The organism is Haloferax sp. Atlit-6N (assembly GCF_003383195.1).
GTDB lineage: Archaea > Halobacteriota > Halobacteria > Halobacteriales > Haloferacaceae > Haloferax > Haloferax gibbonsii.
Window position 1 is genome coordinate 430,537 of the sequence record NZ_QEQJ01000001.1, and the last position, 26,852, is coordinate 457,388.

Annotated in this window: 33 protein-coding genes; 10 read left to right on the forward strand and 23 right to left on the reverse strand. The window is 66.4% G+C overall.

Annotation, left to right across the window (positions count from 1 at the left end):
* Positions 1–29 precede the first annotated feature (29 nt).
* The 11 genes from tpiA to DEQ92_RS02200 all read right to left on the reverse strand — a co-directional run bounded on the left by tpiA (position 30) and on the right by DEQ92_RS02200 (position 9,267).
* On the reverse strand, positions 30–674 hold the full coding sequence (gene tpiA, locus DEQ92_RS02150; protein ID WP_004977244.1) for a triose-phosphate isomerase: 645 nt from the start codon (positions 672–674) through the stop codon (positions 30–32).
* Positions 675–863: 189 nt separating this feature from the next.
* A complete protein-coding gene (locus DEQ92_RS02155) occupies positions 864–1,385 on the reverse strand; it encodes a multiprotein bridging factor aMBF1 (RefSeq protein WP_081909201.1) in 522 nt (173 codons plus the stop codon).
* A 123-nt stretch (positions 1,386–1,508) separates the two neighbouring features.
* Complete coding sequence (locus DEQ92_RS02160) at positions 1,509–1,946, reverse strand: hypothetical protein (protein ID WP_115804781.1); 438 nt, start codon at positions 1,944–1,946, stop codon at positions 1,509–1,511.
* 54 nt (positions 1,947–2,000) lie between these two features.
* Positions 2,001–3,416 carry an ATP-binding protein gene (locus DEQ92_RS02165; RefSeq protein ID WP_115820667.1) on the reverse strand — a complete coding sequence of 472 codons (1,416 nt, stop codon included), beginning with the start codon at positions 3,414–3,416 and terminating at the stop codon, positions 2,001–2,003.
* Positions 3,417–3,611: 195 nt separating this feature from the next.
* Positions 3,612–4,214, reverse strand: coding sequence for a CDP-alcohol phosphatidyltransferase family protein (locus DEQ92_RS02170; protein WP_115820367.1), 603 nt, complete (start codon positions 4,212–4,214; stop codon positions 3,612–3,614).
* Positions 4,211–4,720, reverse strand: coding sequence for an adenylate kinase family protein (locus DEQ92_RS02175; RefSeq protein WP_004977250.1), 510 nt, complete (start codon positions 4,718–4,720; stop codon positions 4,211–4,213). Before DEQ92_RS02175 ends, DEQ92_RS02170 begins: the two co-directional genes overlap by 4 nt.
* The gene (gene hisC / locus DEQ92_RS02180) at positions 4,717–5,802 is read right to left on the reverse strand and encodes a histidinol-phosphate transaminase (RefSeq protein ID WP_049905226.1); all 1,086 of its coding nucleotides are present in this window, start codon (positions 5,800–5,802) and stop codon (positions 4,717–4,719) included. Before hisC ends, DEQ92_RS02175 begins: the two co-directional genes overlap by 4 nt.
* 57 nt (positions 5,803–5,859) lie before the next feature.
* The gene (locus tag DEQ92_RS02185; RefSeq protein ID WP_115820368.1) at positions 5,860–7,440 is read right to left on the reverse strand and encodes a GMC family oxidoreductase; all 1,581 of its coding nucleotides are present in this window, start codon (positions 7,438–7,440) and stop codon (positions 5,860–5,862) included.
* Entirely contained in the window at positions 7,433–8,053 is a 621-nt protein-coding gene (locus tag DEQ92_RS02190) for a gluconate 2-dehydrogenase subunit 3 family protein (protein ID WP_115804777.1), read from the reverse strand. Before DEQ92_RS02190 ends, DEQ92_RS02185 begins: the two co-directional genes overlap by 8 nt.
* A 20-nt stretch (positions 8,054–8,073) precedes the next feature.
* Positions 8,074–8,472, reverse strand: a complete 399-nt coding sequence (locus DEQ92_RS02195; RefSeq protein WP_082220685.1) for a DUF1648 domain-containing protein — start codon at positions 8,470–8,472, stop codon at positions 8,074–8,076.
* Between the two features lie 63 nt (positions 8,473–8,535).
* Positions 8,536–9,267 (reverse strand): fumarylacetoacetate hydrolase family protein, encoded by a 732-nt coding sequence (locus tag DEQ92_RS02200; RefSeq protein WP_115804776.1) that lies wholly within the window; start codon positions 9,265–9,267, stop codon positions 8,536–8,538.
* Positions 9,268–9,595: 328 nt separating this feature from the next.
* Here DEQ92_RS02200 and DEQ92_RS02205 point away from each other — a divergent pair, with 328 nt between their 5' ends.
* Both DEQ92_RS02205 and DEQ92_RS02210 read left to right on the forward strand, forming a co-directional pair.
* Positions 9,596–10,312: a metal-dependent hydrolase gene (locus DEQ92_RS02205; RefSeq protein ID WP_004977257.1), complete on the forward strand. Its 717-nt coding sequence runs from the start codon at positions 9,596–9,598 to the stop codon at positions 10,310–10,312.
* Between the two features lie 103 nt (positions 10,313–10,415).
* A complete protein-coding gene (locus DEQ92_RS02210; RefSeq protein WP_004977258.1) occupies positions 10,416–10,814 on the forward strand; it encodes an OsmC family protein in 399 nt (132 codons plus the stop codon).
* Positions 10,815–10,910: 96 nt separating this feature from the next.
* On the opposite strand, the gene DEQ92_RS24385 is transcribed toward DEQ92_RS02210, so the two are convergent.
* The 3 genes from DEQ92_RS24385 to DEQ92_RS02220 form a co-directional block, all read right to left on the reverse strand.
* A complete protein-coding gene (locus DEQ92_RS24385) occupies positions 10,911–11,045 on the reverse strand; it encodes a hypothetical protein (protein ID WP_004968055.1) in 135 nt (44 codons plus the stop codon).
* 78 nt (positions 11,046–11,123) lie between these two features.
* A complete protein-coding gene (locus DEQ92_RS02215) occupies positions 11,124–11,720 on the reverse strand; it encodes a DJ-1/PfpI family protein (protein ID WP_004063616.1) in 597 nt (198 codons plus the stop codon).
* Positions 11,721–11,828: 108 nt separating this feature from the next.
* Positions 11,829–12,611 carry an HAD-IIA family hydrolase gene (locus tag DEQ92_RS02220; RefSeq protein ID WP_115804775.1) on the reverse strand — a complete coding sequence of 261 codons (783 nt, stop codon included), beginning with the start codon at positions 12,609–12,611 and terminating at the stop codon, positions 11,829–11,831.
* A 78-nt stretch (positions 12,612–12,689) separates the two neighbouring features.
* Here DEQ92_RS02220 and DEQ92_RS02225 point away from each other — a divergent pair, with 78 nt between their 5' ends.
* From DEQ92_RS02225 to DEQ92_RS02245, 5 genes are all read left to right on the forward strand, one after another.
* The gene (locus DEQ92_RS02225; RefSeq protein ID WP_049905228.1) at positions 12,690–12,944 is read left to right on the forward strand and encodes a hypothetical protein; all 255 of its coding nucleotides are present in this window, start codon (positions 12,690–12,692) and stop codon (positions 12,942–12,944) included.
* A 139-nt stretch (positions 12,945–13,083) separates the two neighbouring features.
* Positions 13,084–13,869 carry a GTP cyclohydrolase III gene (locus DEQ92_RS02230; RefSeq protein ID WP_115820369.1) on the forward strand — a complete coding sequence of 262 codons (786 nt, stop codon included), beginning with the start codon at positions 13,084–13,086 and terminating at the stop codon, positions 13,867–13,869.
* A gap of 3 nt (positions 13,870–13,872) precedes the next feature.
* Positions 13,873–14,871, forward strand: a complete 999-nt coding sequence (locus DEQ92_RS02235; protein WP_004977268.1) for a zinc-binding dehydrogenase — start codon at positions 13,873–13,875, stop codon at positions 14,869–14,871.
* Positions 14,872–14,877: 6 nt separating this feature from the next.
* On the forward strand, positions 14,878–15,255 hold the full coding sequence (locus tag DEQ92_RS02240) for a 6-carboxytetrahydropterin synthase (RefSeq protein WP_004977269.1): 378 nt from the start codon (positions 14,878–14,880) through the stop codon (positions 15,253–15,255).
* A gap of 1 nt (position 15,256) precedes the next feature.
* Positions 15,257–16,354, forward strand: coding sequence for a glycosyltransferase family 4 protein (locus DEQ92_RS02245; protein WP_004977270.1), 1,098 nt, complete (start codon positions 15,257–15,259; stop codon positions 16,352–16,354).
* A gap of 55 nt (positions 16,355–16,409) precedes the next feature.
* On the opposite strand, the gene hdrA is transcribed toward DEQ92_RS02245, so the two are convergent.
* The gene (hdrA, locus tag DEQ92_RS02250) at positions 16,410–16,895 is read right to left on the reverse strand and encodes a dihydrofolate reductase HdrA (protein ID WP_008093022.1); all 486 of its coding nucleotides are present in this window, start codon (positions 16,893–16,895) and stop codon (positions 16,410–16,412) included.
* Positions 16,896–16,998: 103 nt separating this feature from the next.
* Positions 16,999–17,379 (reverse strand): hypothetical protein, encoded by a 381-nt coding sequence (locus DEQ92_RS02255; protein WP_004977272.1) that lies wholly within the window; start codon positions 17,377–17,379, stop codon positions 16,999–17,001.
* Between the two features lie 104 nt (positions 17,380–17,483).
* On the opposite strand from DEQ92_RS02255, the gene DEQ92_RS02260 reads away from it, so the two are divergent.
* Positions 17,484–17,741 carry a hypothetical protein gene (locus DEQ92_RS02260; protein WP_004977273.1) on the forward strand — a complete coding sequence of 86 codons (258 nt, stop codon included), beginning with the start codon at positions 17,484–17,486 and terminating at the stop codon, positions 17,739–17,741.
* 269 nt (positions 17,742–18,010) lie between these two features.
* Here the strand turns inward: DEQ92_RS02260 and DEQ92_RS02265 are convergent, their stop codons facing one another.
* Both DEQ92_RS02265 and DEQ92_RS02270 read right to left on the reverse strand, forming a co-directional pair.
* Complete coding sequence (locus tag DEQ92_RS02265) at positions 18,011–19,048, reverse strand: site-specific integrase (RefSeq protein ID WP_115820370.1); 1,038 nt, start codon at positions 19,046–19,048, stop codon at positions 18,011–18,013.
* A complete protein-coding gene (locus DEQ92_RS02270) occupies positions 19,048–19,239 on the reverse strand; it encodes a hypothetical protein (protein ID WP_006600359.1) in 192 nt (63 codons plus the stop codon). The genes DEQ92_RS02265 and DEQ92_RS02270 overlap by 1 nt, the downstream gene beginning before the upstream one ends.
* A gap of 612 nt (positions 19,240–19,851) precedes the next feature.
* Between DEQ92_RS02270 and DEQ92_RS02275 the strand changes: the two genes are divergently transcribed.
* Positions 19,852–20,112 (forward strand): winged helix-turn-helix domain-containing protein, encoded by a 261-nt coding sequence (locus tag DEQ92_RS02275; protein ID WP_170076504.1) that lies wholly within the window; start codon positions 19,852–19,854, stop codon positions 20,110–20,112.
* 113 nt (positions 20,113–20,225) lie between these two features.
* Here DEQ92_RS02275 and DEQ92_RS02280 read toward each other — a convergent pair whose 3' ends face one another.
* The 4 genes from DEQ92_RS02280 to DEQ92_RS02295 form a co-directional block, all read right to left on the reverse strand.
* Complete coding sequence (locus tag DEQ92_RS02280) at positions 20,226–21,866, reverse strand: hypothetical protein (protein WP_115820372.1); 1,641 nt, start codon at positions 21,864–21,866, stop codon at positions 20,226–20,228.
* A gap of 289 nt (positions 21,867–22,155) precedes the next feature.
* Positions 22,156–22,827 (reverse strand): hypothetical protein, encoded by a 672-nt coding sequence (locus tag DEQ92_RS02285; RefSeq protein WP_115820668.1) that lies wholly within the window; start codon positions 22,825–22,827, stop codon positions 22,156–22,158.
* A 155-nt stretch (positions 22,828–22,982) separates the two neighbouring features.
* Complete coding sequence (locus tag DEQ92_RS02290; RefSeq protein ID WP_115820370.1) at positions 22,983–24,020, reverse strand: site-specific integrase; 1,038 nt, start codon at positions 24,018–24,020, stop codon at positions 22,983–22,985.
* Complete coding sequence (locus DEQ92_RS02295) at positions 24,020–24,211, reverse strand: hypothetical protein (RefSeq protein ID WP_006600359.1); 192 nt, start codon at positions 24,209–24,211, stop codon at positions 24,020–24,022. Before DEQ92_RS02295 ends, DEQ92_RS02290 begins: the two co-directional genes overlap by 1 nt.
* A 612-nt stretch (positions 24,212–24,823) precedes the next feature.
* Here DEQ92_RS02295 and DEQ92_RS02300 point away from each other — a divergent pair.
* Positions 24,824–25,084, forward strand: a complete 261-nt coding sequence (locus DEQ92_RS02300) for a winged helix-turn-helix domain-containing protein (RefSeq protein ID WP_170076504.1) — start codon at positions 24,824–24,826, stop codon at positions 25,082–25,084.
* A 113-nt stretch (positions 25,085–25,197) separates the two neighbouring features.
* Here DEQ92_RS02300 and DEQ92_RS02305 read toward each other — a convergent pair whose 3' ends face one another.
* Positions 25,198–26,838, reverse strand: coding sequence for a hypothetical protein (locus DEQ92_RS02305; protein WP_115820372.1), 1,641 nt, complete (start codon positions 26,836–26,838; stop codon positions 25,198–25,200).
* Positions 26,839–26,852: the final 14 nt, after the last annotated feature.

Sequence of the window (26,852 nt, forward strand, 5' to 3'; positions counted from 1 at the left end):
CGTCGGTCGGAAGGAGAGTTTTGACGCGCTTACAGTCCGGAGACGAGGTCTTCGAGCGCCGCGCGCGGGTCGTCGGCCTTGGCGACGCCGGAGGCGAGCAGGATGCCGGACGCGCCGAGTTCCTCGGCGGTCACCACGTCGTCGCCGGTCGAGATGCCCGCGCCGCAGTAGACATCGACGTCGTCGTCCACGTTGGCCGCGGCGTCGACGGCGTCGGTGACGATGCCGGGGTCGGCGGTCGCGACGGAGACGTCGCCGCCGATGAGTTCCGGCGGCTCGACGGCGACCGAGTCGGGGCCGAGCGCGGAGACCGCGCCGATTTGGGCGGGGTTGTTGGCGCAGACGCAGGTTTCGAGGTCCGCTCGCTCGGCGGCCTGGACGGAGCCGTCGATGTCGGCGAGCTTCAGGCGCTTTTCGGAGTGGTTGATGAGCGTGCCGACCGCGCCGGCCTCGGCGACGGCCTCGGCGAGGGTGCTGCCGGTGTGGCTGCCGTGGCCGTTCGGGTCGACGTGCTGGGCCCACGTCTCGACGCCGGTGTCGGCGACGCGGGAGATGTCGGCCGCCTGCGGGGAGACGGCGATGCGGACGCCGGACTCCTCGGCCACGTCGCGCGCGGCGGTGGCGACTTCGATCGGGTCACACGGGTACGCCTTGAGGTTGACTAGGATGAACACAGTCGAAGTCGCGTCCGGCGAGACTAATAAATTGGTTTTCGGGGCCGCGATTGCCACGAGACGGCGTCTCGCGGGCGGAAAATCGTGATAAACGGAACGGGGGATTCGGCCGCGCGGTTCCCGGGACGGGCCGTCGGCACCGGCATCGGCGGTGTCGGCGTCGGCGGCAGTCGCTGGGGCGGGGTCGCGTCAGTCTTTGCGCTTGACCACGTCGCCGAGGGTGGTCGTCGTGGAGCCGCCGCCGGACCACTCGGAGTCGTCGTCGCTCTCGCCTTCGACCAGCGAGATGTCGAGCTTGCGCTCGATTTTCTTCCGGACGGAGTCCGGCGGCATGATGTCGCCGCGTTCGAGCTTGCGGATGAGGCTCGCCTTCTCGTTGAGCGACTGGGCGAGTTCCTCTTGGCTCATTCCGCGGGACTCCCGCGCCTGCCGGATGCGGTCGTCGTAGTCGGTCGCGATTTCGTCCATGTCGTCGAACATGTCGCGGCGACGCCGCTTCGACGACGAGGAGGAAGACGACCCCGAGGAGCGAGAGGAGTTCGAGCCCGACGAGGAGGAGGTGGAGTACTTCGTGCTCGCGCTGGAAGTCGACTCGGTGCGGACCTCCGTGCCGAACTCGGCGCAGTCGTCACACAGCTGCAGTTCTGCGCCTTCGACCTTCACAGTCTTCAGAGAGGCTTGGTCGGAGCCGCACATCTCGCACTGAGGCATACACTCACGTACCCGCCCGCCGCGTATAAAAGGCACGCCACCGGCCACTAACCCGACGCGACCGAGGCGCAACTGACGCGACCGAAACGCGACCGAAACGCGACCGAAACGCGACCGTCCGCGTCACTCGCGCCCGATGCGCGCTCGAATCTGGCGACGGACGGGTCGCGTGACGACGCGGTGGCCTCGCCGATAGACGACGACGTACGAGACCGGCAGGAGCGCGACGAACGCGACGATGAGCCAGCGCCCCTGCGTGAACGGGTCGGGCGGGAGCGTGAACGCGCCGGCGACGTACGAGGCGACACCGGCGAGCATCACGGCGAGCGCGGCGCGTTCGGTCCTCGACGCCGGTCGCCGCCTCGACGACCCGCTGACGAAAAACAAAAGGTACGCGACCAGTCCGACCGGAACGAAGGCGACGAGCGCCCCGAGGAGGTTCGGGAACCCGTGGCCGCGGGCGGCGGCGTTCTGCGAGACCCAAAGCGACGTGGCGACGAGGACGACGACCGGGACGAAGAACAGCGTCGCCTCCGCGGGCGACGGAACGATGGGGGGCACGAATCGTCGTCGTTCGTGTCACCTCATAGTAGTTTTGGCGGGGTTCCGGGACAGTCAGCACCGCGCCTCGTCCGCCAGCGGAAGCGCCAGTTGGACGGTGCTCCACCCGTCGCTTCGGTCGTAGTCGACTCGGCCGCCCGCGGACTCGACAACCCACTTGACGACCCACAGCCCCAGCCCCGAACCGTGGCTGAGTTGCGTGATGTCCTCGTCGCCGAAGACGGCGGCCCACTCGATTTCGGGGATACCGTCGCCGTCGTCGCTGATGCGGAGGGTCGCGTCGTTCTCGCACGCCGCCGCCTCGATGCGGACCGTCACGTCCTCGGGGGTGTGTTCCAGCGCGTTCTCCACGACGTTGGCGAGCGCCTGCGCGAGTTTCGGCCCGACGGAGACCGGGAGCGACGGGGGGAGGTCGAGGTCGAACGTCGCCGCGGGGTATCGGGTTCGCCGCGACTCGACGACCGCGCGGACCGTCGCGGTCGCGTCGACCACCTCGTCGGGTCGTTGGTCGTCGAGGACGGCGGCGGCGGTCCGAGCCTTCTCGCTGACCCGAAGGAGGGTTTCGGTGTGCTGGGCGATTCGCGCGGCCGCGTGGTCGACGCGCGGGTCCGCCGTCGCCTCGCGTATCTCTTCCGCCATGCCGAGGACGACGTTCATCTCGTTTCGGAGGTTGTGCCGGAGGACGCGCTGGAGCACCTGTAGGTGCTCTCTGGCGCGGCGCTGACCGGTGATGTCCGAATAGATGGAAAACCCGTACCGCCTCCCGTCGCCGCGGCTGTAGGGGATGCCGCGATAGAGGAACTCCCGTCTCCCCCACGCGGTCTGGCGGGTGACGATGGCGTGGTTGGCCTTGCCGTCGGCGGTCCGCTGGTCGAAGTCGACCGCCTCGTCGTCGGCGTTCGGCGGGACGATGAAGTCGTTGAGCGACTCGCCGCGTACCTCGGCCGCGTCGTAGCCGAAGACGGCCTCGAACCCCGGATTGACCGCCCGGATAATCGGTTCGACGCCGACGATTTCGAACTCGATGACCGCGTCGTCGACGAGGTCGAACAGGTGGTCGAACCGGTCGCGCTCCGTGTGCAGTCGCGCGGCCGCCGGCTCCGGCAGTTCGCGACAGACCGCGCCGACGACCCGGCCCGCACCCGTGGCGACGCTGTCGGCGTCTCCGCTTCCGTCACCGGCTCCGCCACTGCCGACTTCCCCGCCGGGGTACGGGGCGAACTCGATTTCGACCCCGACGGCTCCGGTCGCCCCGCCGCCGACTCCCGAGAGCCGGCAGCGGCACCGACGACTCTCCCACCCGCTCGCCGCTCGCACGGCGTCCGCGGCCTCGCGAACCTCCGGCCAGTCCCCGTCGGCGAGGAGGTCCGAAAACGGTCGCCCGCGGAGCGCCTCGGTGTCCGTCCCGAGGTGTGCCGCGAATCCCTCTCCCGCGTGGACGACGACGCCCGCCGCGTCGAGGACGAACATCACTCGACGAGGGCCGAGCACCGAGGGCGCTCACTCTCGGTTCGAGAAAACAGATATCGTGGGGCCCGGTGGCGAAATTGCGCGAGTATGTGAGTGTGTGTTGCGCGGTTGTGTCTCATTCGATTCGTTCTCTGGTGATAATCTGAAACATATAAATCCGCGGTAGCGGGCAACATCCTCGGGCAGTCGGTCGGGTTACCTCAGGTCGCTCCACGCGCCCCAGAAGCGCTGGGCGGCGGTGAGATGGCCGACGACGGCGAAGAAGACGAGCAGCCAGCCGACGAGCGTGAACCCGCCGAGCGTGCCGGTGTAGACGGCGGACGCGAGGCCGACGAGGCCCATGAGCGCCAGTCGGTCGGCGCGCCCGACGAGACCGCCGTAGGCGCGGCCGAGCCCGACCGCCTGAATCTGCGTGCCGAGGTAGGAGGTCATCAGGACGCCCGTGACGGCGGCGAGACCCAGCGCGAACGAGTCGATACCGGCGGCGAGGCCGACGAGGACGACGATGTCGGCGTAGCGGTCGAGGACGTGGTCCAGCAGGTCGCCGGCCTTCGAGGAGACGCCCTGCTCGCGGGCGAGCGCGCCGTCGACGAGGTCGAGCCAGCCGTTACAGAAGACGAACACCGCGCCGAGGCCGTACCAAAGCGGGTCGGCGAGGCCGAAGGCGACGCCGGCGGCGACGGCGAACCCGAAGGCGACGACGCTCACGCCGTTCGGCGAGAGGCCGGCGGCGTCGGCGACCGAGACGAACGGGGCGAGCAGCTTGTCGGCGGTGTCGCGGTACTGGTCGAGCGTCATAGGTAGTCGATGAAGTCGACGGTCCCCGCCGAGGGTTCTCGCTCGCCCGCGACGACCGACGCGATGTCGTCGGCGACGGCGTCTGGGTCGCGGTCGGTCGTGTCTACCTCGTACACCGAGTCCTCGCCGTGGAACTCGACGGCCTCGCCGAGAATCACGTCCAACGCCTCCGATTCGCGGTTCTCGCGGGCCTTGGCCTCGGACTCGCCGCGGTCGAGGAGCCGCTGTTCGAGGATGTCGGGGCGACACCGAAGCACGACCACGCGGTCGGCCTCGAAGTGGTGTGCGAGGTGGCTCTCGACGAGCCCGTCCCAGTCCCCGAGGTGGTCGCGGGCGGCGTCGAGGTCGACGACGAGCGTGTCGCGCTCCTCGTCGCGTTCGCTCCAGAGGCCCTCGTCCTTCACGAGTCGGTTGAGGTGGACCACGTCGAGGTCGAGGTCGTCGGCGACGCGCTCGGTGGCGGTGGTCTTGCCGGTGCCGGGGGTGCCGGTGACGACGACTCTCACGCCGGCGGCACCTCCGAGACGATTCGGTTGAGCACGTCCACGGCGCGCTCCGTCTGTGCTTCGGTGCCGCAGGAGACGCGGATGCACTCAGGCAGGCCGAAGCTCCCGCAGTCGCGGACGATGACGCCCTCGCGTTGGGCGGCCTCGGTGACGGCGGTCGCGTCGCCGACCTCGACGAGGACGAAGTTGCCCTCGCTTTCCCACGTCGGCGCGTCGAGCTGTTCGCGGAGGTACTCGCGGGACCACCGGGCCGACTCGACGGACTTCTCGACGTGTTCCTCGTCGTCGAGCGCGGCGAGCGCGGCGCGGCAGGCGACCTCGCTGGCGGCGAACGGCGTGTTCACGCGGGCGTAAGCGTCGGCCCACGCCTCGGGCACGCAGGCGTAGCCGATGCGGAGGCCGGCCAGCCCGTACGCCTTCGAGAACGTCCGCAGGACCGCGACGTTGTCGTACTCCGAGAGCAGGTCGATGGCCGAGGGCACGTCGGCGAACTCGCCGTAGGCCTCGTCGACGACGAGGAGCGTGTGGTCCTCGACGGACTCGGCGAGTTCGACGAGTTCCTCCCGCGGGAGCACGGAGCCCGTCGGGTTGTGCGGCGTCGTGAGGTAGACCATGCGCTCGCCGTCGTAGGCGTCGAGGACGAGGTCGGCGGTCTGTTCGAAGTCGTCGCCCTTCGACACCTCGTACTGGACGGCGTCGCCGTGGTGGTACCGGGCGCTCATCGAGTAGTACGAGAAGCCGGGCGACGGTTCGAGAATCCGGTCGTCGGGTTCGAGCATCGCGCGCGTCAGGTAGTCGATAGAGCCGTCTGCGCCGGGCGAGACCCACACCTGTTCGGATTCGAGGCCCCACTTGTCGGCGAGGCGCTCGGTCAGGTCCGTGTGGGCCGTCTTCGGGTAGACGCTCACGGTCGGCGCGGCGTCCTCGATGGCGGCGACCGCCTTCGGACTCGGGCCGTGGGGGTTCTCGTTCGAGGAGAGTTTCGTCAGGTCCTCGGGGTCCATCCCGAGTTCGCGGGCGACCTCCTCTGTCCCGCGGCCGGGTACGTAGGGAGCGTGTGCGGAGAGGTCCCGTGGTTGCATGGTCGGAAAATGCGGGTCGCGGTTCTTAAGCGTGCGTACTCCGGGACGGTGAGGTCCTCATTCGAGTTCGGCCCGAAGCGACTCGGCGAGCCGAAGCGAGAGCGCCGCGATGGTGAGCGTCGGGTTCATCGCCCCGCCGGTCGGGAAGACGCTCGACCCCGAAATCCAGAGGTTGCCGAGGTCGTGGGCGCGGCAGTCGGCGTCGACGACGCTCGATTCGGGGTCGTCACCCATCCGCGTCGTCCCCATGTGGTGGTACGCGGGGCCGGTCTCGTCGGGGCCGACCGTCCAGCGGTCCTCGACGCCGAGTTCGTCCAGCACGCGCGCCTGAATCTCGTTGGCCCGCGAGAGCGCGGCGTCAGTCTGTTCGTCGACGGACCAGTGTATTTCGGGGACGGGGTCGCCGAGGTCGTCGGTCGTCTCCCGGTCGAGGCCGACGTAGTTGTCCTCGCGGGGGAGCTGTTCGACCAGCGCGCCCATGGACACGTGCGTGCCGTAGCTCTCGTCCAACTGGTCGAGCAGGTCGTCGCCCCACGTGTCGGCGTGGAGGGCGTCGATGACCGGCGACGGGCCGGCGTAGTTGAGAAACTCCAGTTTGAGGCCGTTGACCGGGTCGGCGTCGTCGTAGAACTGGTGGCACTCGCTGGTGTTGAAGCCGACGTGGTTCTGACGCGTGGGTCGGTCGAGGCGGCCGCCCATCCCGGCGAACAGGTGGTCCATGAAGTACCGACCGACCGCGCCCGAGGAGTTGGCGAGGCCGTCGGGGTAGCGGTCGGAGTCGGACAGCAACAGCAGTCTGACGTTCTCGACGCCGCCGCAGGCGAGGACGAACTGGGTCGCCTCCTGTCTGTGGGTCTCGCCGTCGGGGGTCGTGTAGGCGGCGGCGACGACGCGCTCGCCCGCCTCGTCGTGTTCGAGTCGCCGGACCCGCGCCCGGTCGATGACTCGCGCCCCCGCGGCCTCCGCCTTCTCGACGTGGGACTCGGCGGTGTACTTCGCGCCGGAGGGACACACCGGCTTGCACGTCCCGTAGCCGACGCAGGGCGACCGGTCGTCGTAGGGCTCGGAGTTGCGGGCGTTGCCCACCGAGTGCATGTCGATGCCGAGGCGCTCGCAGGCCTCGGCGAAGATGGAGTCCGAGTGCGACGGCCGGAAGGCCGGAAGCGGATAGGGCTCGTCCCGCGGCGGCGCGTAGGGGTTGTCGGCCGCGCCCGCGACGCCGAACTCGCGCTCCGCGGCGGCGTAGTACGGCCGGAGGTCGTCGTAGCCGACGGGCCAGTCGGCCCCGACGCCGTGTCTGGTGTCGAGTTCGAAGTCGCGCTCGTGGAGGCGCATCACCATCCCCTGCCAGTGGAGCGTCGACCCGCCGACGCCCTTCACGCGGGCGGCGTTCAGCGGGTAGAACGAGTCGCCGGTGGAGGAAAACGCGTCCCGCGGGCCGCCCATCTCCCACGGGCCGTCGAGGCCGGGGCGGATGTGCTGTTCCAGTTGCTCCCGCCTGTCGCCGTCGAACCGCGGCCCGGCTTCGAGGACGACGACCGTCGCGCCCGACTCGGCGAGCCGATGGGCCACGAGACCGCCGGCGGGCCCGGCACCGACGATACACACGTCGGCGTCGGCGACGGGGGTCCTATCCACCGGTCTCGCCCCCGGAGTCGGCCGTTTCGGTCTCGTCTATCGTCGCCCGCCGGTAGCTCTCGGCCCCGCCGGGGTGGCCGATGGGGTTCTCGATGCCGACGAGGCGGCCGCCGGTCGGCGAGGCGTAGAACGCGTAGAGCAGTTCGTTCACGACGTGAAACCGGAGGCGCTCGGAGAGCGTGCCGTCCGGAATCGGGTCGGCCGCGTCGACGCCGAGTTCGCGGAGCAGGCGGTCGCGGTCGGCCGCGGGGAGGTCGGCGAAGGCCGCGCCCTCCCAGTCGCGGGCGACGTCGTCCAACTCGGTCGCGGCGTCGACCATCGCGGCCCGACGCGAGTCGTCTCGCGCGCGCCCGACGACGTAGGCCTCGACGAACTCCGAGACGCCCTCGGCCGCGCTCGGGTAGACCGCCTCGGCGGCGGCGACCATCGTCTCGCGCACCGCGGCCGGTGGGGTGTCGTCGCTGCCGGCGTCCGCTCCCCCCGTACCGGTCGACCCGCCTTCGTTGCCGGTCGAATCGGCGGTCGGCGGGTCGAACTGCGTCAGCGACACGGCCCCGCCGGTGACGCCGAGACCGGCGAGCACGGCCAGCGCGTCCCGTCGAGTCAGTCGCATTCGGCGGGAATTAGGCCAGCCTAATTATAGGGTTTGTCCTCTCGTCCCACGCGGTCGAGGACGACGGCGACGACGCCGAACGTGACGACGACGGGGACGACCGCGACGAGCATATCGAACCGCGCACCGAGATTGTACGCGAGGACGAGCGCCTGCACGTACGCGAGGAACGTCGCCAGTATCGTATCGAAGACGGGCGGAACGCTGGTTCCGCGTCCCGTCGCTCCGGCGAGTCGGGTGACGACGAGCGCGCCGACGCCGACGACTGGGATGAGAAGCACGCCGAGCGGGGCGGCGACGAACGAGTCGGCCTCGCCGCCGGTTCCGAAGTGAACCGCGACCGAGGAGGGGAGTACGGGAAGGAGCGCGACGCCCGCGACGGCGCTGAGCGCGAGCATCGCGACGCCGACGAGTGTCAACCGGGGAACACGCATACGGTCGGGTCGTGGCTCGACGATGAAAAAACGGACCGTCGGTCGGGGTCAGTCCTGTCTGACGCGGTGTTCGAGGACGCCGACGCCCTCGACTTCGACCTCGACGCGGTCGCCGTCTTCCAGCGGGCCGACGCCCTCGGGCGTGCCGGTCGAGATGACGTCGCCGGGTTCGAGCGTCATGTAGGACGTGATTTCGGCGACGAGGTCGGGAATCGAGAAGATGAGGTGTTCGATGCTGGAGTCCTGCCGCGTCTCGCCGTTCACGCGAAGCGAGATGCTCGCGTCATCGGGGAGGTGGTCGGGGTCGGCGAGGGCCGGCCCGAGGGGCGCGGAGCCGTCGAACGCCTTCCCGCGGACCCAGTTCGTCTCGATATCCTGGTCGTCGCGGTTGGACACGTCGTTCATGACGGTGTAGCCCGCGATGACCGCCTCGGCGTCCTCGGGCGCGACGTTTCGGCACTGCTCGCCGATGACGACGGCGAGTTCGGCCTCGTGTTCGACGTTCTCCTTGCCCGCGGGGAGCGTCACGGTGTCGCCGTGGCCGGCGACCGCGTTCGGCGGCTTGAGGAACAGGAGCGGCCGGTCGGGGACCTCCTCGTCGCGCTCCTCGGCGTGCTTGGCGTAGTTGCGGCCGATACAGACGATTTTCGACGGCTCGCACGGGGGAAGCACGTCGACCTCGTCGAGGTCGTAGCGCTCGCCGCCGAAGGAGACCGAATCGCCGTGCCACTCGCCGGTTCGAACCGCGCCCGCGGGGTCGCGGAATCGGACGTGATGCATGCCCCACGCGTCGGCGGGGGGCGTGATAGGCTTTTACATCGCGCGAGTCGCTCGGTGACGTGGGACATTCTTGCACGATTCTCATCCCTTTTGTGGCCGTGGGGTGACGGGCGTGTATCGGCCGTCCCGGACAGTTCGTTCGAGTGGACTCGGGCGGCCGATTCTGCTGTCGGATTCGAGACGAGAGCGGCGGGGCCGGCTCCTCGAACGTCGCCACGAACTCCCGGAACGTCGCTACGAATCCCCGACGAGCGCGCCCGCCGAAAAGCGGTCACACCGCCCCCTGCGAATAGCTTTTTGTGTATTTCGCGTGTAACGTTCGGGTGCTATGGAACTCACCTGGCACGGTCACTCGACGTGGTACGTCACGGTCGGAGACACCTCGCTTCTCATCGACCCGTTCTTCGACAACCCCGCCACGTCTCTCGACCCGAGCGACGTGGAGACGCCGGACTACGTGCTTCTCACCCACGGGCACGCGGACCACATCGCCCACGCAGGCGAGTTCGACGGCGCGACGGTCGTGGGCACGCCCGAACTCACCGGCTACGTCGAAGCCGAGATGGGCGTCGACGACACTATCGGTATGAACATCGGCGGGACGGTCGAACTCGGCGACGCGTTCGTCACGATGGTCCGGGCCGACCACACCAACGGCATCAACACCGGCTACGAGCACGAGGCCGGGATGCCCGGCGGCTACATGATTAGCGATACGCTGCCGACACAGGAGACCGACGCCGACTCGACGACGTTCTACCACGCCGGCGACACGGGACTCATGACCGACATGCGCGAGATTTTCGGCGCGTACTTCGAACCCGACGCGGCCGCGCTCCCGGTCGGCGACCACTACACGATGGGCCCGTGGCAGGGCGCTGTCGCCGCCGATTGGCTCGGCGTCGACCACGTCTTCCCGATGCACTACAACACGTTCCCGGCCATCGAAATCGACGTGCGCGACTTCGAGCGCGAGGTGAAGGCCGCCGGCAGTCAGGCCGAGGTCCACGCCCTCGACGGCGACGAGTCGTTCACGCTCGAATAACCCCGCGCCTCGCTCGGCGACGGCCCGTCTCGGGTCGTCGCTTGTGCACACCGTTGTCCTATTGAGGAACTTTTAGGGTCGGTCGCTCCTTTCCTCGGAACGAATGTCCGACATCCAGACCTCTACTGTCAGCGAAGAAGGTTTCGCATGCACGAGCCAGGTCGGCGACTTCGACCTCCAGATCGACGCGACCGACGAGACGGGCCCGAACCCGAACGCCGCGCTCGTCGCGACGTACGCCTCCTGTTTCCTCCCCGCGTTCCGCGTCGGTGGTCAGAAGACGGGCTTCGACGACCTCGGTAAGGTCCAGATCGACGCCGACGCCGACCTCGACGACGGCGACGACCTCGAGCGCATCAGCTTCGACGTCTACGTGGAGTCCGACCTCGCGGACGACGAGTTCGCCGAAATCACGGAACTCGCCGAGGACATCTGCCACGTCCACGACGCGCTCCGCGGCGAACTGCAGGCCGACGTGACCGTCGTCGGCGACGCGTTCTAAGCGTCGCTCGCCGCTCGGGCCGATACGCATTCTTTTCGCAGAAGTCGAAGCCGCCAGCGGCGGGTGTCGCGGCGGGTTCGGAGACGCCCCGCCGGGTCAGTAGCGGCGCTTCTTATAGCTTCGAAGACTCATAGCCTCGCCTTCCACGATGATAACCTCGCGGTCTTGGGGGTCCGATTCGACGACGTCGTCGACCTGTTCGCGGAAGTATGGGCTGTTCGGCTCTTCCATACCACTCCCTTCGTCGCACCTAATAAAAATCTTTGTCAGACATTCTCACGCGTGATACCGCGTGAGCGCCGCGGCCAATCAGTCGTCAGCGGCCGCGGCGGCCGGTTCGTGGCTGATTTCGGTGCCGAGCACGTCGAGGAACGCCGCCAACCACTCGGGGTGGTCCGGCCACGCCTGCCCGGTGACGAGGTTGCCGTCGACGGTCACCTCGTCGACCCACGAACAGCCCGCGCGCTCGACTTCCGCGCGAACGGCCGGGTAGGCGGTCATCTCGTAGCCGTCGAGGACGCCCGCGGCGGCGAGAATCTGCGGCCCGTGACAGATTGCGGCGACCGGCTTCCCCTCGTCGAAGAAGTGCCGGACGGCGTCGAGCACCTCGTCGTAGCCGCGGAGGTACTCGGGGGCGCGCCCGCCGGGGACGACGAGCGCGTCGTAGTCCGCGGGGTCGATATCGGCGAACGTCGCGTTCAGCGCGAAGTCGTGGCCGCGGGTCTCCAGATACGTCTGGTCGCCGCGGAAGTCGTGGACGGCGGTCTTACACCGGTCGCCGTCCTCCTTTTCGGGACACACCGCGTGGACCTCGTGACCCACCATCTGCAGCGCCTGGAACGGTACCATAATCTCGTAGTCCTCGACGAAGTCGCCGGCGAGGAGCAGAATCTTCTTTCCGGACATGGGCATCACCCACGCGGTAGTTGTCGCGTCAGAACGATAATGATTGTGTAGGTGGGAATAGCGGCGGCTCGGGAGTCAGGGTCTGGCCGCGAGAGCGGCTGAGGCCGGCTATTTCGAGATAATGCGCCCGATGTCACCGAGGTCGTCGAGGACGTGGTCGGGTTCGTACTCGCTCGCCGCGAGGGCCGCCTCGTCGGTCACGCCGGTTCGGACGAGCGCGGTGCCCATGCCCGCATCGAGGCCGAACGCGATGTCGGTATCGAGACGGTCGCCGACGATGAGGACTTCCTCGGGCGGCAGGCCCAACTTGTCGAGGACGAACTCTTGAGCGACCTTCGAGGGCTTGCCGAGAATCGCGTCGGGGTCGCGCTCGGCGACGCCCGCGACGGCGTTGATAATCGCGCCCGACCCGGGGATGTCGCCGTCCGCGGTCGGGATGATGACGTCGGGGTCGGTGCCGTAGAAGGCGGCCCCGGAGCGGAGCGCGTTGTTGGCGTCGCGGAGGTCGTCGTAGTGAAACTCGCGGTCGATGGCGACGACGACGACCTCGGGGTCGTCGCCGGCACGGACGAGTTCGAACCCGGCGTCACGAAGTTGGTCGTGGAAGCCCGGCTCGCCGATGCAGAAGGTCCGCGCGCCGGGGTGTCTGTCGGCGAGGTACGCCGTCGTCGTCGTGCCGGAGGTGACGATCTCGTCGGCGGTCGCGTCGATTCCGGCCCGACGGAGCCGCGCCTCGTAGGCGACGGGGGCCTTCGTCGGGTTGTTCGAGACGAACAGTCGGTCGAGCCCGGCGGCGTCGACGGCGGCGAGGCCGTCGAGCGCGCCGGGTATCGCTTCGTCGCCGCGGACGACCGTTCCGTCAACGTCGAAAACCACGCCTCGGTAGTCCATCGTCCTCGGTAGGGAGGCGGGGCTGTTGAACGTTCGCCCGAGAGAACTATTATGTTCATTGGTGGCATATGTCATCGTATGGGTGTCTCTTCGAAGCGGTTGGTCGGGTGGCTGCGCGGGCCGGCGACCGGCAACAGCGCCATGGGCGTCTACGGGCTCGTGACGGCGATGGTCGCGCTGTTTTTGACCTACTCCATCGTGGCCACGTTTTCCGTCGTCGTCCCGCTGTTGTCGACGACGGCCATCGTCCTCGCGGCGCTCGTCGTGTGGGTGCTGACGTGGGCGGTCCTCGACGTGGTCGCCAGCCGGACGATTCGCGAGTCGTCGACCTGAGTCGCCGACGACTCTGACGGCGTGACGCGCTCGCGTCGGCGGTGAGCGCGCCGCGAGCGTCACGTGCGTCGGGTTCGACGTAGCGGCGGAACCGTCACAGAACCAAAGACCAATATGCGCGTCGCCCTACTCGTCTACCGTGACGAACACGCAGCTGACACTCGTCCAAATCGACAACTACGGGCCGTGGACGGTCACCCCGGACCCGCGGCGGGAGATGGACCTCCAGACGCTCCAGTCGCGGCTCTTCGCCGACTTGGCCCAGTTCGTCGGCTCTCGCGACGGGTACGCGTTTTTCACCCGGTTCGACAACATGGTCGCGGTCACGAACGGGCTCGACCGCGACGACCACGAACTGCTGCAGGAATCTATCGGAAATCGCTATCCCGTAACGCTCAGTCTCGGTATCGGCGTCGACCGGTCGCCCGCGGTCGCGCTCGAACGCGCCACCGACCGCATCCAGCGCGCCGGAAGCGCACAGGACGGCGACCGCCGCGAGGTGCTCTCCGGGGAGACGCTCCCCGAGGCCGACCGCTCGGCGACCGACCTCCAAATCGCGCACTTCGACGTGAACGACGCGACCGGCAAGTACACCGACCGCCTCAACGAGTTCGACACGTTCATCCACATCGAACAGGGCTACGCGTCGCTCATGCGCTACCTGCGTGAGGAACACGGCGCGCTGTCGTTCTTCGTCGGCGGCGACAACATCATCTCGGTCACGCCCGACCTCACCGAAGACCAGTACCGCGGCGCCATCGACCACGTCGAGGCCGAGGCGGACGTGGAACTCAAAGTCGGCGTCGGCACGGCGTCGAACGCCCACGAGGCCGGCTTCGCGGCGAAGCACGCGCTCGAAGACTGCCGCCACCGCGGCACGACCGTCGAGTTCGCCGACGCCGCGGTTGAGACCGCAGACGACTGAACGATGGAGGGTCGCGCGGTCTACTTCGTGGCCCCCGAACGCGTCGAGGTCCGCGACCGCGACGTTCCCGCCCCCGGACCGGAGGAGGTCCGCGTCCGCACCCTGACCTCCGCCGTGAGCTCCGGGACCGAGCGACTCGTCTACCGCGGCGAGGCCCCGACCGACCTCGCCGCCGACGAGTCCATCGCGGCACTCGACGGCGACCTCTCGTTTCCGCTCCGCTACGGCTACGCCGCCGTCGGCGAAATCGAGGCCGTCGGCGACGACGTGCCCGACTCGCGGCTCGGAAGCCGCGTCTTCGCGTTCAACCCCCACGAGAGCCGATTTCTGGCGTCCCCCTCGGAACTCATCTCCGTCCCCGACGACGTGACCGACGAGCGCGCCGCGCTCCTGCCGACGATGGAGACCGCGCTCAACTTCGTGATGGACGGTCGACCGCTCATCGGCGAACACGTCGTCGTCTTCGGACAGGGCGTCGTCGGCCTCGTGACCACCGCGCTCCTCGCGCAGTTCCCGCTCGGGAGCCTGACCGCGGTCGACTGCGTGGCCGAGCGCAGAGCAATCGCCGAGAGTCTGGGTGCCGACGAGGCGGTCCACCCCGAGTCGCTGGACGCCCCCGCCGACGGGGCCGACCTGACGCTCGAACTCTCGGGCGACCCCGACGCGCTCGACGACGCCCTGTCGGTGACGCGGTACGACGGCCGGGTCGTCGTCGGGTCGTGGTACGGGACCAAGCCCGCCACGCTCGACCTCGGCGGGCGGTTCCACCGCTCGCGCATCAGCGTCGAGAGCAGTCAGGTCAGCACCATCGACCCCGACCTCCGTGGGCGCTGGGACGCCGACCGCCGTTTTTCGCTGGCGTGGGACCACCTCGAAGACCTCCCCTTGGACCCGCTCGTGACCCACCGAATCGGCGTCGAGTCCGCCGAGCGCGCCTACCGACTCCTCGAAGACGCCCCCGACGAGGCCGTCCAAATCCTCTTTACCTACCGGGACGCTTGACAGTTCATGTACCGCGTCTCGGTTCGCAGGGACCTCATCGCCCAGCACTACCTGACGGTTCCGAACCCCGGGCCGGAGGGTGAGCTCCACTCCCACGCGTTCACCGTCGAGGTCGAACTCTCCGGGCCGGAACTCGACGAGTACGGCTATCTCGTCGACATCGACGACGTGAAGGCCGCGCTGGACGCGACGCTGTCTCGCTACCGCGACGAGACCATGAACGAACTCGTCGAGTTCGCCGGGCAGAACCCGAGCGTCGAGCGGTTCGCCCGCGAGGTGTGCGAACAGTTCGTCGAGGCGGCGTCGCTCGACGCGCCCCAACACGTCTCCGTTCGCATCTGGGAGGACGACACCGCGAGCGCGACCTACGAGACCCCGCTCTGACGTGCGGGTCGGAATCGTCGTCTACGGCCCGCTCGACGACCGCTCGGGCGGTTATCGCTACGACTCCGAACTCGTCGATGGGCTCCGCGCCGCCGGCGACGACGTGACCGTCGTCTCGCTCCCCGAGCGGTCGTACCGAAAGCGACTCCGAGACAACGTCTCCGCCGCGCGTCGCCTCCGCGGCCTCGACGTGGACGTGCTCTTGCAAGACGAACTGTGCCACCCCTCGCTGGTCGGCGCGAACGCCGCGCTCGACGACGACGTCCCGGTCGTCTCGGTCGTCCACCACCTCAACTCGCTGGAGCGCTTCCGGGCGTGGCGACGACACGCCAGACGCGCCGTCGAGACCCGGTATCTCCGCTCCGCGGACGCGTTCGTGTTCAACAGCGAGACGACGAAGGAGACGGTCGCGGCCGTCACCGACCCCGAACCGAGCGTCGTGGCGCGCCCGGCCGGCGACCGCTTTTCGTCGTTCGGCGCGCCCCTCGGGGACGACGAGATACGGGCCCGCGCCGCCGACGGGCCGCTCCGGGTCGTCACGGTCTGTAACCTCGAACCCCGGAAGAACGTCGACGGCCTGCTCCGCGGGCTGGCCCGCGTCCGCGGCGACTGGGAGCTGACGGTCGTCGGCGCGGCGGTCGACGCCGACTACGCCGACTCGCTTTCGGACCTCGCCGCCGACAGCGGCATCGACGACCGCGTGACCTTCGCGGGCCGGCTGTCGGACGCCGACCTCGCCGCGACGCTCCGGGAGTCCCACCTGTTCGCGCTCCCCTCCCACTACGAGGGGTTCGGCATCGCCGCGGTCGAGGCGATGGGGTTCGGCCTGCCGGCGCTCGTCTCCTCGGCCGGCGGCGCGAGCGAACTCGTCACCCACCGACAGGACGGCTTCGTCGTGGACCCGACCGATTCGGCCGAACTCACCGACGCCGTGGCTCCGCTGTGTCGGAACCGTCGGCGACTGCTGTCGCTCTCGCTTTCGGCCCGCGACCGCTTTCTCGCGCACCCGACGTGGGACGAGACGGCCGCGGAGATTCGCTCGTTTTTGTTAGACCTCGTCGACGCCGACGACGCGGGGTCGCACGGGGCCCACGAGTAGCCGCCGCGGGCGCAGAAACGCACAGGGGGCGCACTCGGAGGCGACCGGTACGGTCTCAGTCGCGGTCGACGCGGACCCACTCTTGGAGCGTGAAGCCCTCGTAGTCGGTTTCGTCGTCGAGCTCCCACTCGTCGTCGTCCCACTCGGGGTAGAACGTGTCGCCCTCGTACTCGCCGGGGACGCGGCTCAGCACCATCCGGTCGAGGTGCGGTTGGAACAGCGCGTAGATGGCGGCCCCGCCGATGACGTAGGCCGTCTCCGCGCCCAGCGACTCCGCGATGTCGACCGCGTCCTCGACGCTCGCCGCGCGGTGAGCGGTGTCGACCGAAAACGACCGCTCGCTTCGGCTCATGACGATTTGGGCGCTCCCCGGCAGGTCGTCGAGCATCGACTCGAACGTCGTCCGACCGAGCACCACCGGGTCGTCGGCGATGCGGGCGCGGTACTGCTCCTTGTCGGCGGGGATGCTCGGCCACGGGAGTTCGCCGTCGCGGCCGATGACGCGGTTCTCGGCGAGCGCGGCGACAGAGACGAGTTCCATCACTCTCACGTCGGGCGCGTGAGAGAAAATCGTTGTGCAGCGCCGGCGTCGCCCGGGGACCGTCCCGGCGTCGTCGGACCTTCGACAACCAACGGACCGAGGCTCAGCCGCCCCGGTCGACGATTCGCCGGCAGTCCTCGATGAACTGGAGGAGGTCCGTCCCGGCGTCGGTCCCGATGCTGATGATGATTCGCTCCGCCTCGGAGAAGGGAAACTGCAGGACGAACGCGTTCTCGTAGTAGTGGACCACGGCGCGGCGCTCGCCGATGGGATGGGTGTCGATGCCGGGCGTCGCAAACGGCGTCTCGACGCGGAGGTCGGAGACGACTTCGGTCAACGTCTCTTTGGTGTATCGCTCCGAGAGGTCGTCGCGGAGATACTCCAGTTCGTACCCGTCGTCGTCGGCGATGACAACCGTCCGGAGTCCGTCGCCGATTCGCCTGCTCAGATACGCCGCGAGTCGGCGCGCTGTGTCCCGTACCATACCGCGCCGTCGCTCCAAGCGCCTATAGTTTATTGGTATCTTTGTGGTATCGGAACCGAACCGAACGCCAATAGTTTTCAAACGAGCGACAACAACTGCGGGGTATGGAGAAGCAACCGCGGGACGTCCGGCGCGACGGCGCGTTAGTCCTCCTCGGGCTCGCGGGGTTGGTCGCGCTTCAGGTGTTGGTCCCCAGGGACTCGGTCACGGGGGTTGCCGAGATGTTTCGGGGCGGCCTCTTCGGCGGGTCCATCTCGGTGATGGCGGCGGGCGTCTTCCGCGTGCCCGACGAGCAGGCGTTTCGGTTGACGGCCGCGGTGGCCGTGGGGTTCGCGCTGGGTTCCCTCGTGTTTCTACTGTGAGGGTCGCTTCGTGGCTCTCGGGGATAACCTGTGCTGGCTGGCCTACCGAGCTGTTAATCCGTCCTCCACAACGGCGCTGCCGCTCTTCTCTGGTGGAGAATCGCTCACAGAGAACGCACCTCCCGGTTTCCGCTAAACCGGCGGTACAGCGCTGCTGCTCCTTGTTAAAACCCTGCGAAAGGATTAAGGTTAGAGTGGGGCCGGAGGGTTGAGTAAAATCGGCAGACAGCGGCACGGTGTCCCGTGAAACTGCCGAACTCTCGCATCCCTCAGTCATGGTTCTGGATGTCGAGAGATGCGCTCAGTTCACGACGCCGCTCACGGAACCGCTCGTGCACGTCCGCCTTATCGTAGTACCGCCGAATCGTCGAAGGCGTCGCGTTCACACGCTCAGCCACCAGTTCGATAGGCACGCCGCGGTCGAGTTGCCACGTAATCGACCCCGTCCGAATCGCGTGCGGCGACCGGGTAGACGGGCACTTACTCCCAGCGCCGCGAGTCGTGTACGAACACGCGTGACGCTCCCGACCGTGGGGGCAATCTCTGTACAGACACGGTTGCGTCCCGAGGTACGACCACGACCGAATCGTCGTCCGCGACGGTCGCCCCTGTCGGCAGGAGAACAGCGGTTGACGCCCATACTCGTCGCGCTTGTCCGACCGCTCACGAGCGATGTACTCGTCGAGAGCATCGACCACCGGCTCAGGGAGGCCGACGACACGCTCGCCGTCCTCCTTGTTCTTCAGCGGCGTCTCAGTCTCCGGCTGGTGACGGAACTCCAGCGACCGTTCTTCCCTATCGAAATCACCGAGGTCGAGCGCGCGGATGCCGCCCATCCGAGCGCCCGTGTGCCACGTCACCTCCAGAAACGCGTGCCACGCCGTTCCGTAGAGCCGACGAGACTCACGGTACATCGACAGCAGGTTCAGCGCGTCCTCAGCGGCCAGCGTCTCGTCGCTGGTCTGCTGGGCCTTCGACAGCTTCGGCACCTTGATTTTGTCCAGCAGGTCCGGGTCCACGGCCTCGATGCGGTGGCAGTACTTCACCAGTTGCCGCAGTGCGACAACCGCACCCTTCACCGTCGACGGCGACATGCCCTGTCTCTCACGGTACGCCTGATACTCGTCGACGAGCCAGCCGTTCAAGTCCGCCATCGACTCCACGTTCTCCGACTCGCACCAGTGAACGAACGCGTTCAGCCGATTCCGGTACGACCGAATCGTCGCTTTCGCCTGTGTCTGCGCCCGTCGAGCAAGGAACCGCTCACGCGCTTCACGCGGTGAGAGGTCCCGCAGTTCGTCGCTCATCACAGCACCTCCCGCGTCACCCGCCGGGTGTTCACCTCGGCGTCGAGGAACTCGGCCAGTCTCTCCGCGTCGATCTCCTCCGGCGTCACGAAGATTATCGACTCGTCGAAACCGAAGGTCGCGCTTCGACCGTCGGCGAGAGCTTCCCGCTGTTCCTCGGACAGCTGAAGCACGGTGAGTTCCTTACTCATCGTGCCGCACCTCCGGTTCGGCTACACTCCGTTCGCTACGCTTACGGTGGGGGCTTTCGTAGGGTGTCATGGGTTCCTGGTCTTGGTTCCGAGGCTCCGAACTCCCGGATTCCTGATTTCTGGGTTCGATGGCTTCGGTATCGGGGCCGATACGCGCGGGGAGAGTCCTGTCAGACTCGTTCTCCCCGTGCCGGACCTTCAACCGAGAGAGACGTTGGTGGGTAGACGTATAAACCCCGAATCCACTCCCCGGAGTGAAAGTGAAGGTTTTAGCGAAAGTGAAACTCAGACGTGCCGCCGAGGTCGATTCTGCCGGGATTCGTAGGGGTTCAAGGCCCCTCGGATTCTTGGTAAACATGCTTCCGTAGCTTGATTACGGGAGCCACCGCGGGCCAGTGTTGGTGCACTGGGTCCGCTTTGATTCTGGATGGACCCGACCACGGTCAGGTCCGCGTGTAGCTTCCGTTAGGGTACAGTACGACAGATATCACTTATATCTTGGCAAGAAATCTACTCACAGACGATAGATTTCTTTTCATACTGTCGCCTACCAGTTGCAATTATACCCTCTTGTTGACAACGTGTGCTACCATGCGGCCACGCGTCTCTTGGATGACGGGAAACGACGACACGATTCTCGAATACTTCCAAGAGCACGACGTTGCACTTCCACCCAAGGGTCTGGAAATCAATCTCGAACGAGAGGGATTTTCAGTTTCGTACTCGACCATCCACAGACGGCTAAAGAAGCTCGAACAGACGGGCTTAGTCGACCGTGTCCGGCAACGAGAGGCGTACTACGCAATTACAGATAAGGGTCGAGCGTACCTCTCTGGTGACCTTGACGCTAGCGAACTCACTTTAGACGAGTGAGCACCCACCACCCTGACCCGTAAAGGGGGCGGGTGGATGGGTGGCGAAACCGGTGGTTTCGCTGGTGATGCGTCTCGTTCTGCTTGTGCATTCACGTCTCCTGATAAGTGACCTTATCTGGAGTCGTGCCGCTCCGCTGGGTGCCGCATACACTCTCTGTCTTCGTCGTAGTAGTCATCTACCAGCAGGACATGGTCCGCGCTCTCTGGGTCCGTGATACCGTGCTCCCCGACGAAGTGACGTGCGTGCATCGTCCCGTCGTCGTGGTACGCGAAGTTACACTTCGAGCACCGCCACATCTCTCCACGTCCGAGACTGTGCTGTAGTCTCGTCTCGTCGAGGATGCGCTGTACCGGGAGCTTCAGCGGGGCCATGTCGACGCCGCCGCCGTTCGGCGCGTGCTCCTCGCCGTCGCGGTCGACGATGGCCTCTAGGTGCCACTCGGAATCGAGCGACGCCCGGCGGAACGATTCCGGTTCGGAGTCGTCCTCGCCGTTCATCACCGATTCGACAAACTCGGCGTGCTTCGGGTCTATCATGTTCCGACCGAGCATTCCGGCTACCGTTGGTACATCGTTACAGTACTTCAACTCCGCTTCGACGCGCTTCCGTATTCGAGTCTTCGTGGTCGACTCTCCGACGCTCGCCGCCGCGGTCGCGGTCGGCCAGCGTTCGGCCAGCGTCAGCTCGCGCTCAGTCTCGTCCGACTTCCCTTCGGCGTCGAGGGCGTCGCTCAGGTCGTCGTCGGAGACGGGCGCGTCGAGCCGTGACTGGTCTATCGCCCATCCAGAACCACAGCACTCGCAGACGACATCAGGGCCACGGCCGTCGTCCCACACGACCGCGTCGCCGTGCGCGTCAGTCTGGTTCGACTCGTCGGACTCAGCCCGCTGTTCGCAGGCGTCCGCGGCAATCGCTTCGGTGAGCACCTTCGAGCGTGAGGTACGACGGCGCGCCGCCGACCAGTAAATCGAGCCCCACGCGAGGTACTCGATTGGCTTGTCGAGGAGTTCTTCGGTGTATCCGCCCATGTACGCCGCGAGGTACGAACCCATGTTCTCCACGCTCGCGTTCAGGGAGATACAGCCGTTCGACTCCTCTACGTAGTCGGTTATCGTATCGTAGTCGTGTGCCGACCGACCGGCGTACTCGCACACTTCGACGTGTTTGTCGATGACCCGCTCGAACTCGGAGCCGACGCTGTGCAGGTCGTCGTCGAGTCCAAGCGGTTCCGTATCGAAGTACACGCCCACGTGGAGATGCGTGTAGCACGCGTTCATCCCGCTCCCGTCGCCGCCCATTCCGTGCGGCTCTGCCTGTAGCCAGTAGCCCCACTGGTCGGCGTCGAGCCCAAGATGGTACTCCATCGTGTTGCGCAGTGTGTCGCGTACGCCGTCGTACGAGAACGAGTCGTGTACGGCGTCAGCATGTTCTACCGGCGGTACCCGAGTCCCGTCAGGAACCGACGACGCGGTGAGGGTGAGCATCGCGGTCGCGGGCGAGTCCCACGCCGCGATTGATTCACCGCCACTCGGTCGGTCGCCGCCGGCCATCTGGCGCTGGAGCGCCATCGCCCGTGCGTACTGTTTCTTCGAGTACTCTTCTCCCCACGCATCTACCAGCGGTATCTCGAACTCGTCGCCCTGCTCGTTGGCGAACCGGGCGCGGAGTCCGTCGTACCGTGCGTGCGCGGTGAGGAAGGCACTCAGAGCGTCCGCCCACGTCGAGGCTTCACGTTTCGCTAGCTCCGTCACTTGGAACGCGTTTTCGGTGGGCTGTTCTGGTTCGACCCACTGGTCTCGCCAGTCCGCTTCCGTAACGATGCGTCTCAGCTTGCGCCCGTGTGTTTCGCACAGGGGCGTCTCGGCCAGTTCCGGGTACTTCTGTGCGAACTCTAGAACTCGTTCGTGTACGAGTTCGTCGGATTCGTCAGAGTCCCGTGAACGCTCGCGTTGAGCCTCTACAGAGTTAGTCTCCTTGGAGGGCCAAGGCTCAGCCCCCGGTTGAGTTCCTTCGACCCCACCGGAAGGCTGGTCACCATCGCTACTCACGCTCCCCGTCGTCCGCGACTTCGTAATCGCTCAGACGCCGCTGGGGCTTTTCACGTCCCTCGGGGTCGGGGACCCCTCGGTGCGGCCCGGCTTCCGGGTCGAGGGGCGAGCCCTCGCTTCCGGCGGGCTCCTCCCTCCCGCGCCTCGGGGCGCTCGGCGCGGGCAGGACGGTCGTCGCCTCTCCGGACCTTGCGGTGGAATCCCGGGCGGCCAAATGCGCCCACAACAAGGATGTGACTCGGTGGTCCTTGATTACATCCTCCGCAGCAGGGACCCGCGCGCAGTCACGGCATTGACGCAGTTTCGCGGCGCGCTCTCCGTGATCGACGAGGCACCACTTGTGGCAGGGCCCACAGCGGTACTCGACGAGTCGCCACGCGTTCTCTGGTGAAGGTGGGTCGCGCGAGGGACTATCTTGAACGTCAGTCTTCGCTTCGTAGGGAGGTTCAGGGTCCGTCCAGTAGTTCTTGTATCGACCACCGGACCGAGTCGCTTCGACTGGGAGCCTGCTGAACGCGACCTTCCGGCCGTGCTCAGTCGGCTTCGCTGAGAACTCGTGAGCCCGTTTCTTCGCAAGCTCCGACTCGTCGACTTCGGCGTCGTACCAGAGGTCGCCGTCCCCGTCGCTGACGCCGTGACTCTCCTGTTTTGGAGAGTCACTCACGGGGAGCCACCCCCGCGTCACAGGGTCGATTACAGCGCCGCTGCTCCTTGTTAAAACCCTGCGAAAGGATTAAGGTTAGAGTGGGGCCGGAGGGTTGAGTAAAATCGGCAGACAGCGGCACGGTGTCCCGTGAAACTGCCGAACTCTCGCATCCCTCAGTCATGGTTCTGGATGTCGAGAGATGCGCTCAGTTCACGACGCCGCTCACGGAACCGCTCGTGCACGTCCGCCTTATCGTAGTACCGCCGAATCGTCGAAGGCGTCGCGTTCACACGCTCAGCCACCAGTTCGATAGGCACGCCGCGGTCGAGTTGCCACGTAATCGACCCCGTCCGAATCGCGTGCGGCGACCGGGTAGACGGGCACTTACTCCCAGCGCCGCGAGTCGTGTACGAACACGCGTGACGCTCCCGACCGTGGGGGCAATCTCTGTACAGACACGGTTGCGTCCCGAGGTACGACCACGACCGAATCGTCGTCCGCGACGGTCGCCCCTGTCGGCAGGAGAACAGCGGTTGACGCCCATACTCGTCGCGCTTGTCCGACCGCTCACGAGCGATGTACTCGTCGAGAGCATCGACCACCGGCTCAGGGAGGCCGACGACACGCTCGCCGTCCTCCTTGTTCTTCAGCGGCGTCTCAGTCTCCGGCTGGTGACGGAACTCCAGCGACCGTTCTTCCCTATCGAAATCACCGAGGTCGAGCGCGCGGATGCCGCCCATCCGAGCGCCCGTGTGCCACGTCACCTCCAGAAACGCGTGCCACGCCGTTCCGTAGAGCCGACGAGACTCACGGTACATCGACAGCAGGTTCAGCGCGTCCTCAGCGGCCAGCGTCTCGTCGCTGGTCTGCTGGGCCTTCGACAGCTTCGGCACCTTGATTTTGTCCAGCAGGTCCGGGTCCACGGCCTCGATGCGGTGGCAGTACTTCACCAGTTGCCGCAGTGCGACAACCGCACCCTTCACCGTCGACGGCGACATGCCCTGTCTCTCACGGTACGCCTGATACTCGTCGACGAGCCAGCCGTTCAAGTCCGCCATCGACTCCACGTTCTCCGACTCGCACCAGTGAACGAACGCGTTCAGCCGATTCCGGTACGACCGAATCGTCGCTTTCGCCTGTGTCTGCGCCCGTCGAGCAAGGAACCGCTCACGCGCTTCACGCGGTGAGAGGTCCCGCAGTTCGTCGCTCATCACAGCACCTCCCGCGTCACCCGCCGGGTGTTCACCTCGGCGTCGAGGAACTCGGCCAGTCTCTCCGCGTCGATCTCCTCCGGCGTCACGAAGATTATCGACTCGTCGAAACCGAAGGTCGCGCTTCGACCGTCGGCGAGAGCTTCCCGCTGTTCCTCGGACAGCTGAAGCACGGTGAGTTCCTTACTCATCGTGCCGCACCTCCGGTTCGGCTACACTCCGTTCGCTACGCTTACGGTGGGGGCTTTCGTAGGGTGTCATGGGTTCCTGGTCTTGGTTCCGAGGCTCCGAACTCCCGGATTCCTGATTTCTGGGTTCGATGGCTTCGGTATCGGGGCCGATACGCGCGGGGAGAGTCCTGTCAGACTCGTTCTCCCCGTGCCGGACCTTCAACCGAGAGAGACGTTGGTGGGTAGACGTATAAACCCCGAATCCACTCCCCGGAGTGAAAGTGAAGGTTTTAGCGAAAGTGAAACTCAGACGTGCCGCCGAGGTCGATTCTGCCGGGATTCGTAGGGGTTCAAGGCCCCTCGGATTCTTGGTAAACATGCTTCCGTAGCTTGATTACGGGAGCCACCGCGGGCCAGTGTTGGTGCACTGGGTCCGCTTTGATTCTGGATGGACCCGACCACGGTCAGGTCCGCGTGTAGCTTCCGTTAGGGTACAGTACGACAGATATCACTTATATCTTGGCAAGAAATCTACTCACAGACGATAGATTTCTTTTCATACTGTCGCCTACCAGTTGCAATTATACCCTCTTGTTGACAACGTGTGCTACCATGCGGCCACGCGTCTCTTGGATGACGGGAAACGACGACACGATTCTCGAATACTTCCAAGAGCACGACGTTGCACTTCCACCCAAGGGTCTGGAAATCAATCTCGAACGAGAGGGATTTTCAGTTTCGTACTCGACCATCCACAGACGGCTAAAGAAGCTCGAACAGACGGGCTTAGTCGACCGTGTCCGGCAACGAGAGGCGTACTACGCAATTACAGATAAGGGTCGAGCGTACCTCTCTGGTGACCTTGACGCTAGCGAACTCACTTTAGACGAGTGAGCACCCACCACCCTGACCCGTAAAGGGGGCGGGTGGATGGGTGGCGAAACCGGTGGTTTCGCTGGTGATGCGTCTCGTTCTGCTTGTGCATTCACGTCTCCTGATAAGTGACCTTATCTGGAGTCGTGCCGCTCCGCTGGGTGCCGCATACACTCTCTGTCTTCGTCGTAGTAGTCATCTACCAGCAGGACATGGTCCGCGCTCTCTGGGTCCGTGATACCGTGCTCCCCGACGAAGTGACGTGCGTGCATCGTCCCGTCGTCGTGGTACGCGAAGTTACACTTCGAGCACCGCCACATCTCTCCACGTCCGAGACTGTGCTGTAGTCTCGTCTCGTCGAGGATGCGCTGTACCGGGAGCTTCAGCGGGGCCATGTCGACGCCGCCGCCGTTCGGCGCGTGCTCCTCGCCGTCGCGGTCGACGATGGCCTCTAGGTGCCACTCGGAATCGAGCGACGCCCGGCGGAACGATTCCGGTTCGGAGTCGTCCTCGCCGTTCATCACCGATTCGACAAACTCGGCGTGCTTCGGGTCTATCATGTTCCGACCGAGCATTCCGGCTACCGTTGGTACATCGTTACAGTACTTCAACTCCGCTTCGACGCGCTTCCGTATTCGAGTCTTCGTGGTCGACTCTCCGACGCTCGCCGCCGCGGTCGCGGTCGGCCAGCGTTCGGCCAGCGTCAGCTCGCGCTCAGTCTCGTCCGACTTCCCTTCGGCGTCGAGGGCGTCGCTCAGGTCGTCGTCGGAGACGGGCGCGTCGAGCCGTGACTGGTCTATCGCCCATCCAGAACCACAGCACTCGCAGACGACATCAGGGCCACGGCCGTCGTCCCACACGACCGCGTCGCCGTGCGCGTCAGTCTGGTTCGACTCGTCGGACTCAGCCCGCTGTTCGCAGGCGTCCGCGGCAATCGCTTCGGTGAGCACCTTCGAGCGTGAGGTACGACGGCGCGCCGCCGACCAGTAAATCGAGCCCCACGCGAGGTACTCGATTGGCTTGTCGAGGAGTTCTTCGGTGTATCCGCCCATGTACGCCGCGAGGTACGAACCCATGTTCTCCACGCTCGCGTTCAGGGAGATACAGCCGTTCGACTCCTCTACGTAGTCGGTTATCGTATCGTAGTCGTGTGCCGACCGACCGGCGTACTCGCACACTTCGACGTGTTTGTCGATGACCCGCTCGAACTCGGAGCCGACGCTGTGCAGGTCGTCGTCGAGTCCAAGCGGTTCCGTATCGAAGTACACGCCCACGTGGAGATGCGTGTAGCACGCGTTCATCCCGCTCCCGTCGCCGCCCATTCCGTGCGGCTCTGCCTGTAGCCAGTAGCCCCACTGGTCGGCGTCGAGCCCAAGATGGTACTCCATCGTGTTGCGCAGTGTGTCGCGTACGCCGTCGTACGAGAACGAGTCGTGTACGGCGTCAGCATGTTCTACCGGCGGTACCCGAGTCCCGTCAGGAACCGACGACGCGGTGAGGGTGAGCATCGCGGTCGCGGGCGAGTCCCACGCCGCGATTGATTCACCGCCACTCGGTCGGTCGCCGCCGGCCATCTGGCGCTGGAGCGCCATCGCCCGTGCGTACTGTTTCTTCGAGTACTCTTCTCCCCACGCATCTACCAGCGGTATCTCGAACTCGTCGCCCTGCTCGTTGGCGAACCGGGCGCGGAGTCCGTCGTACCGTGCGTGCGCGGTGAGGAAGGCACTCAGAGCGTCCGCCCACGTCGAGGCTTCACGTTTCGCTAGCTCCGTCACTTGGAACGCGTTTT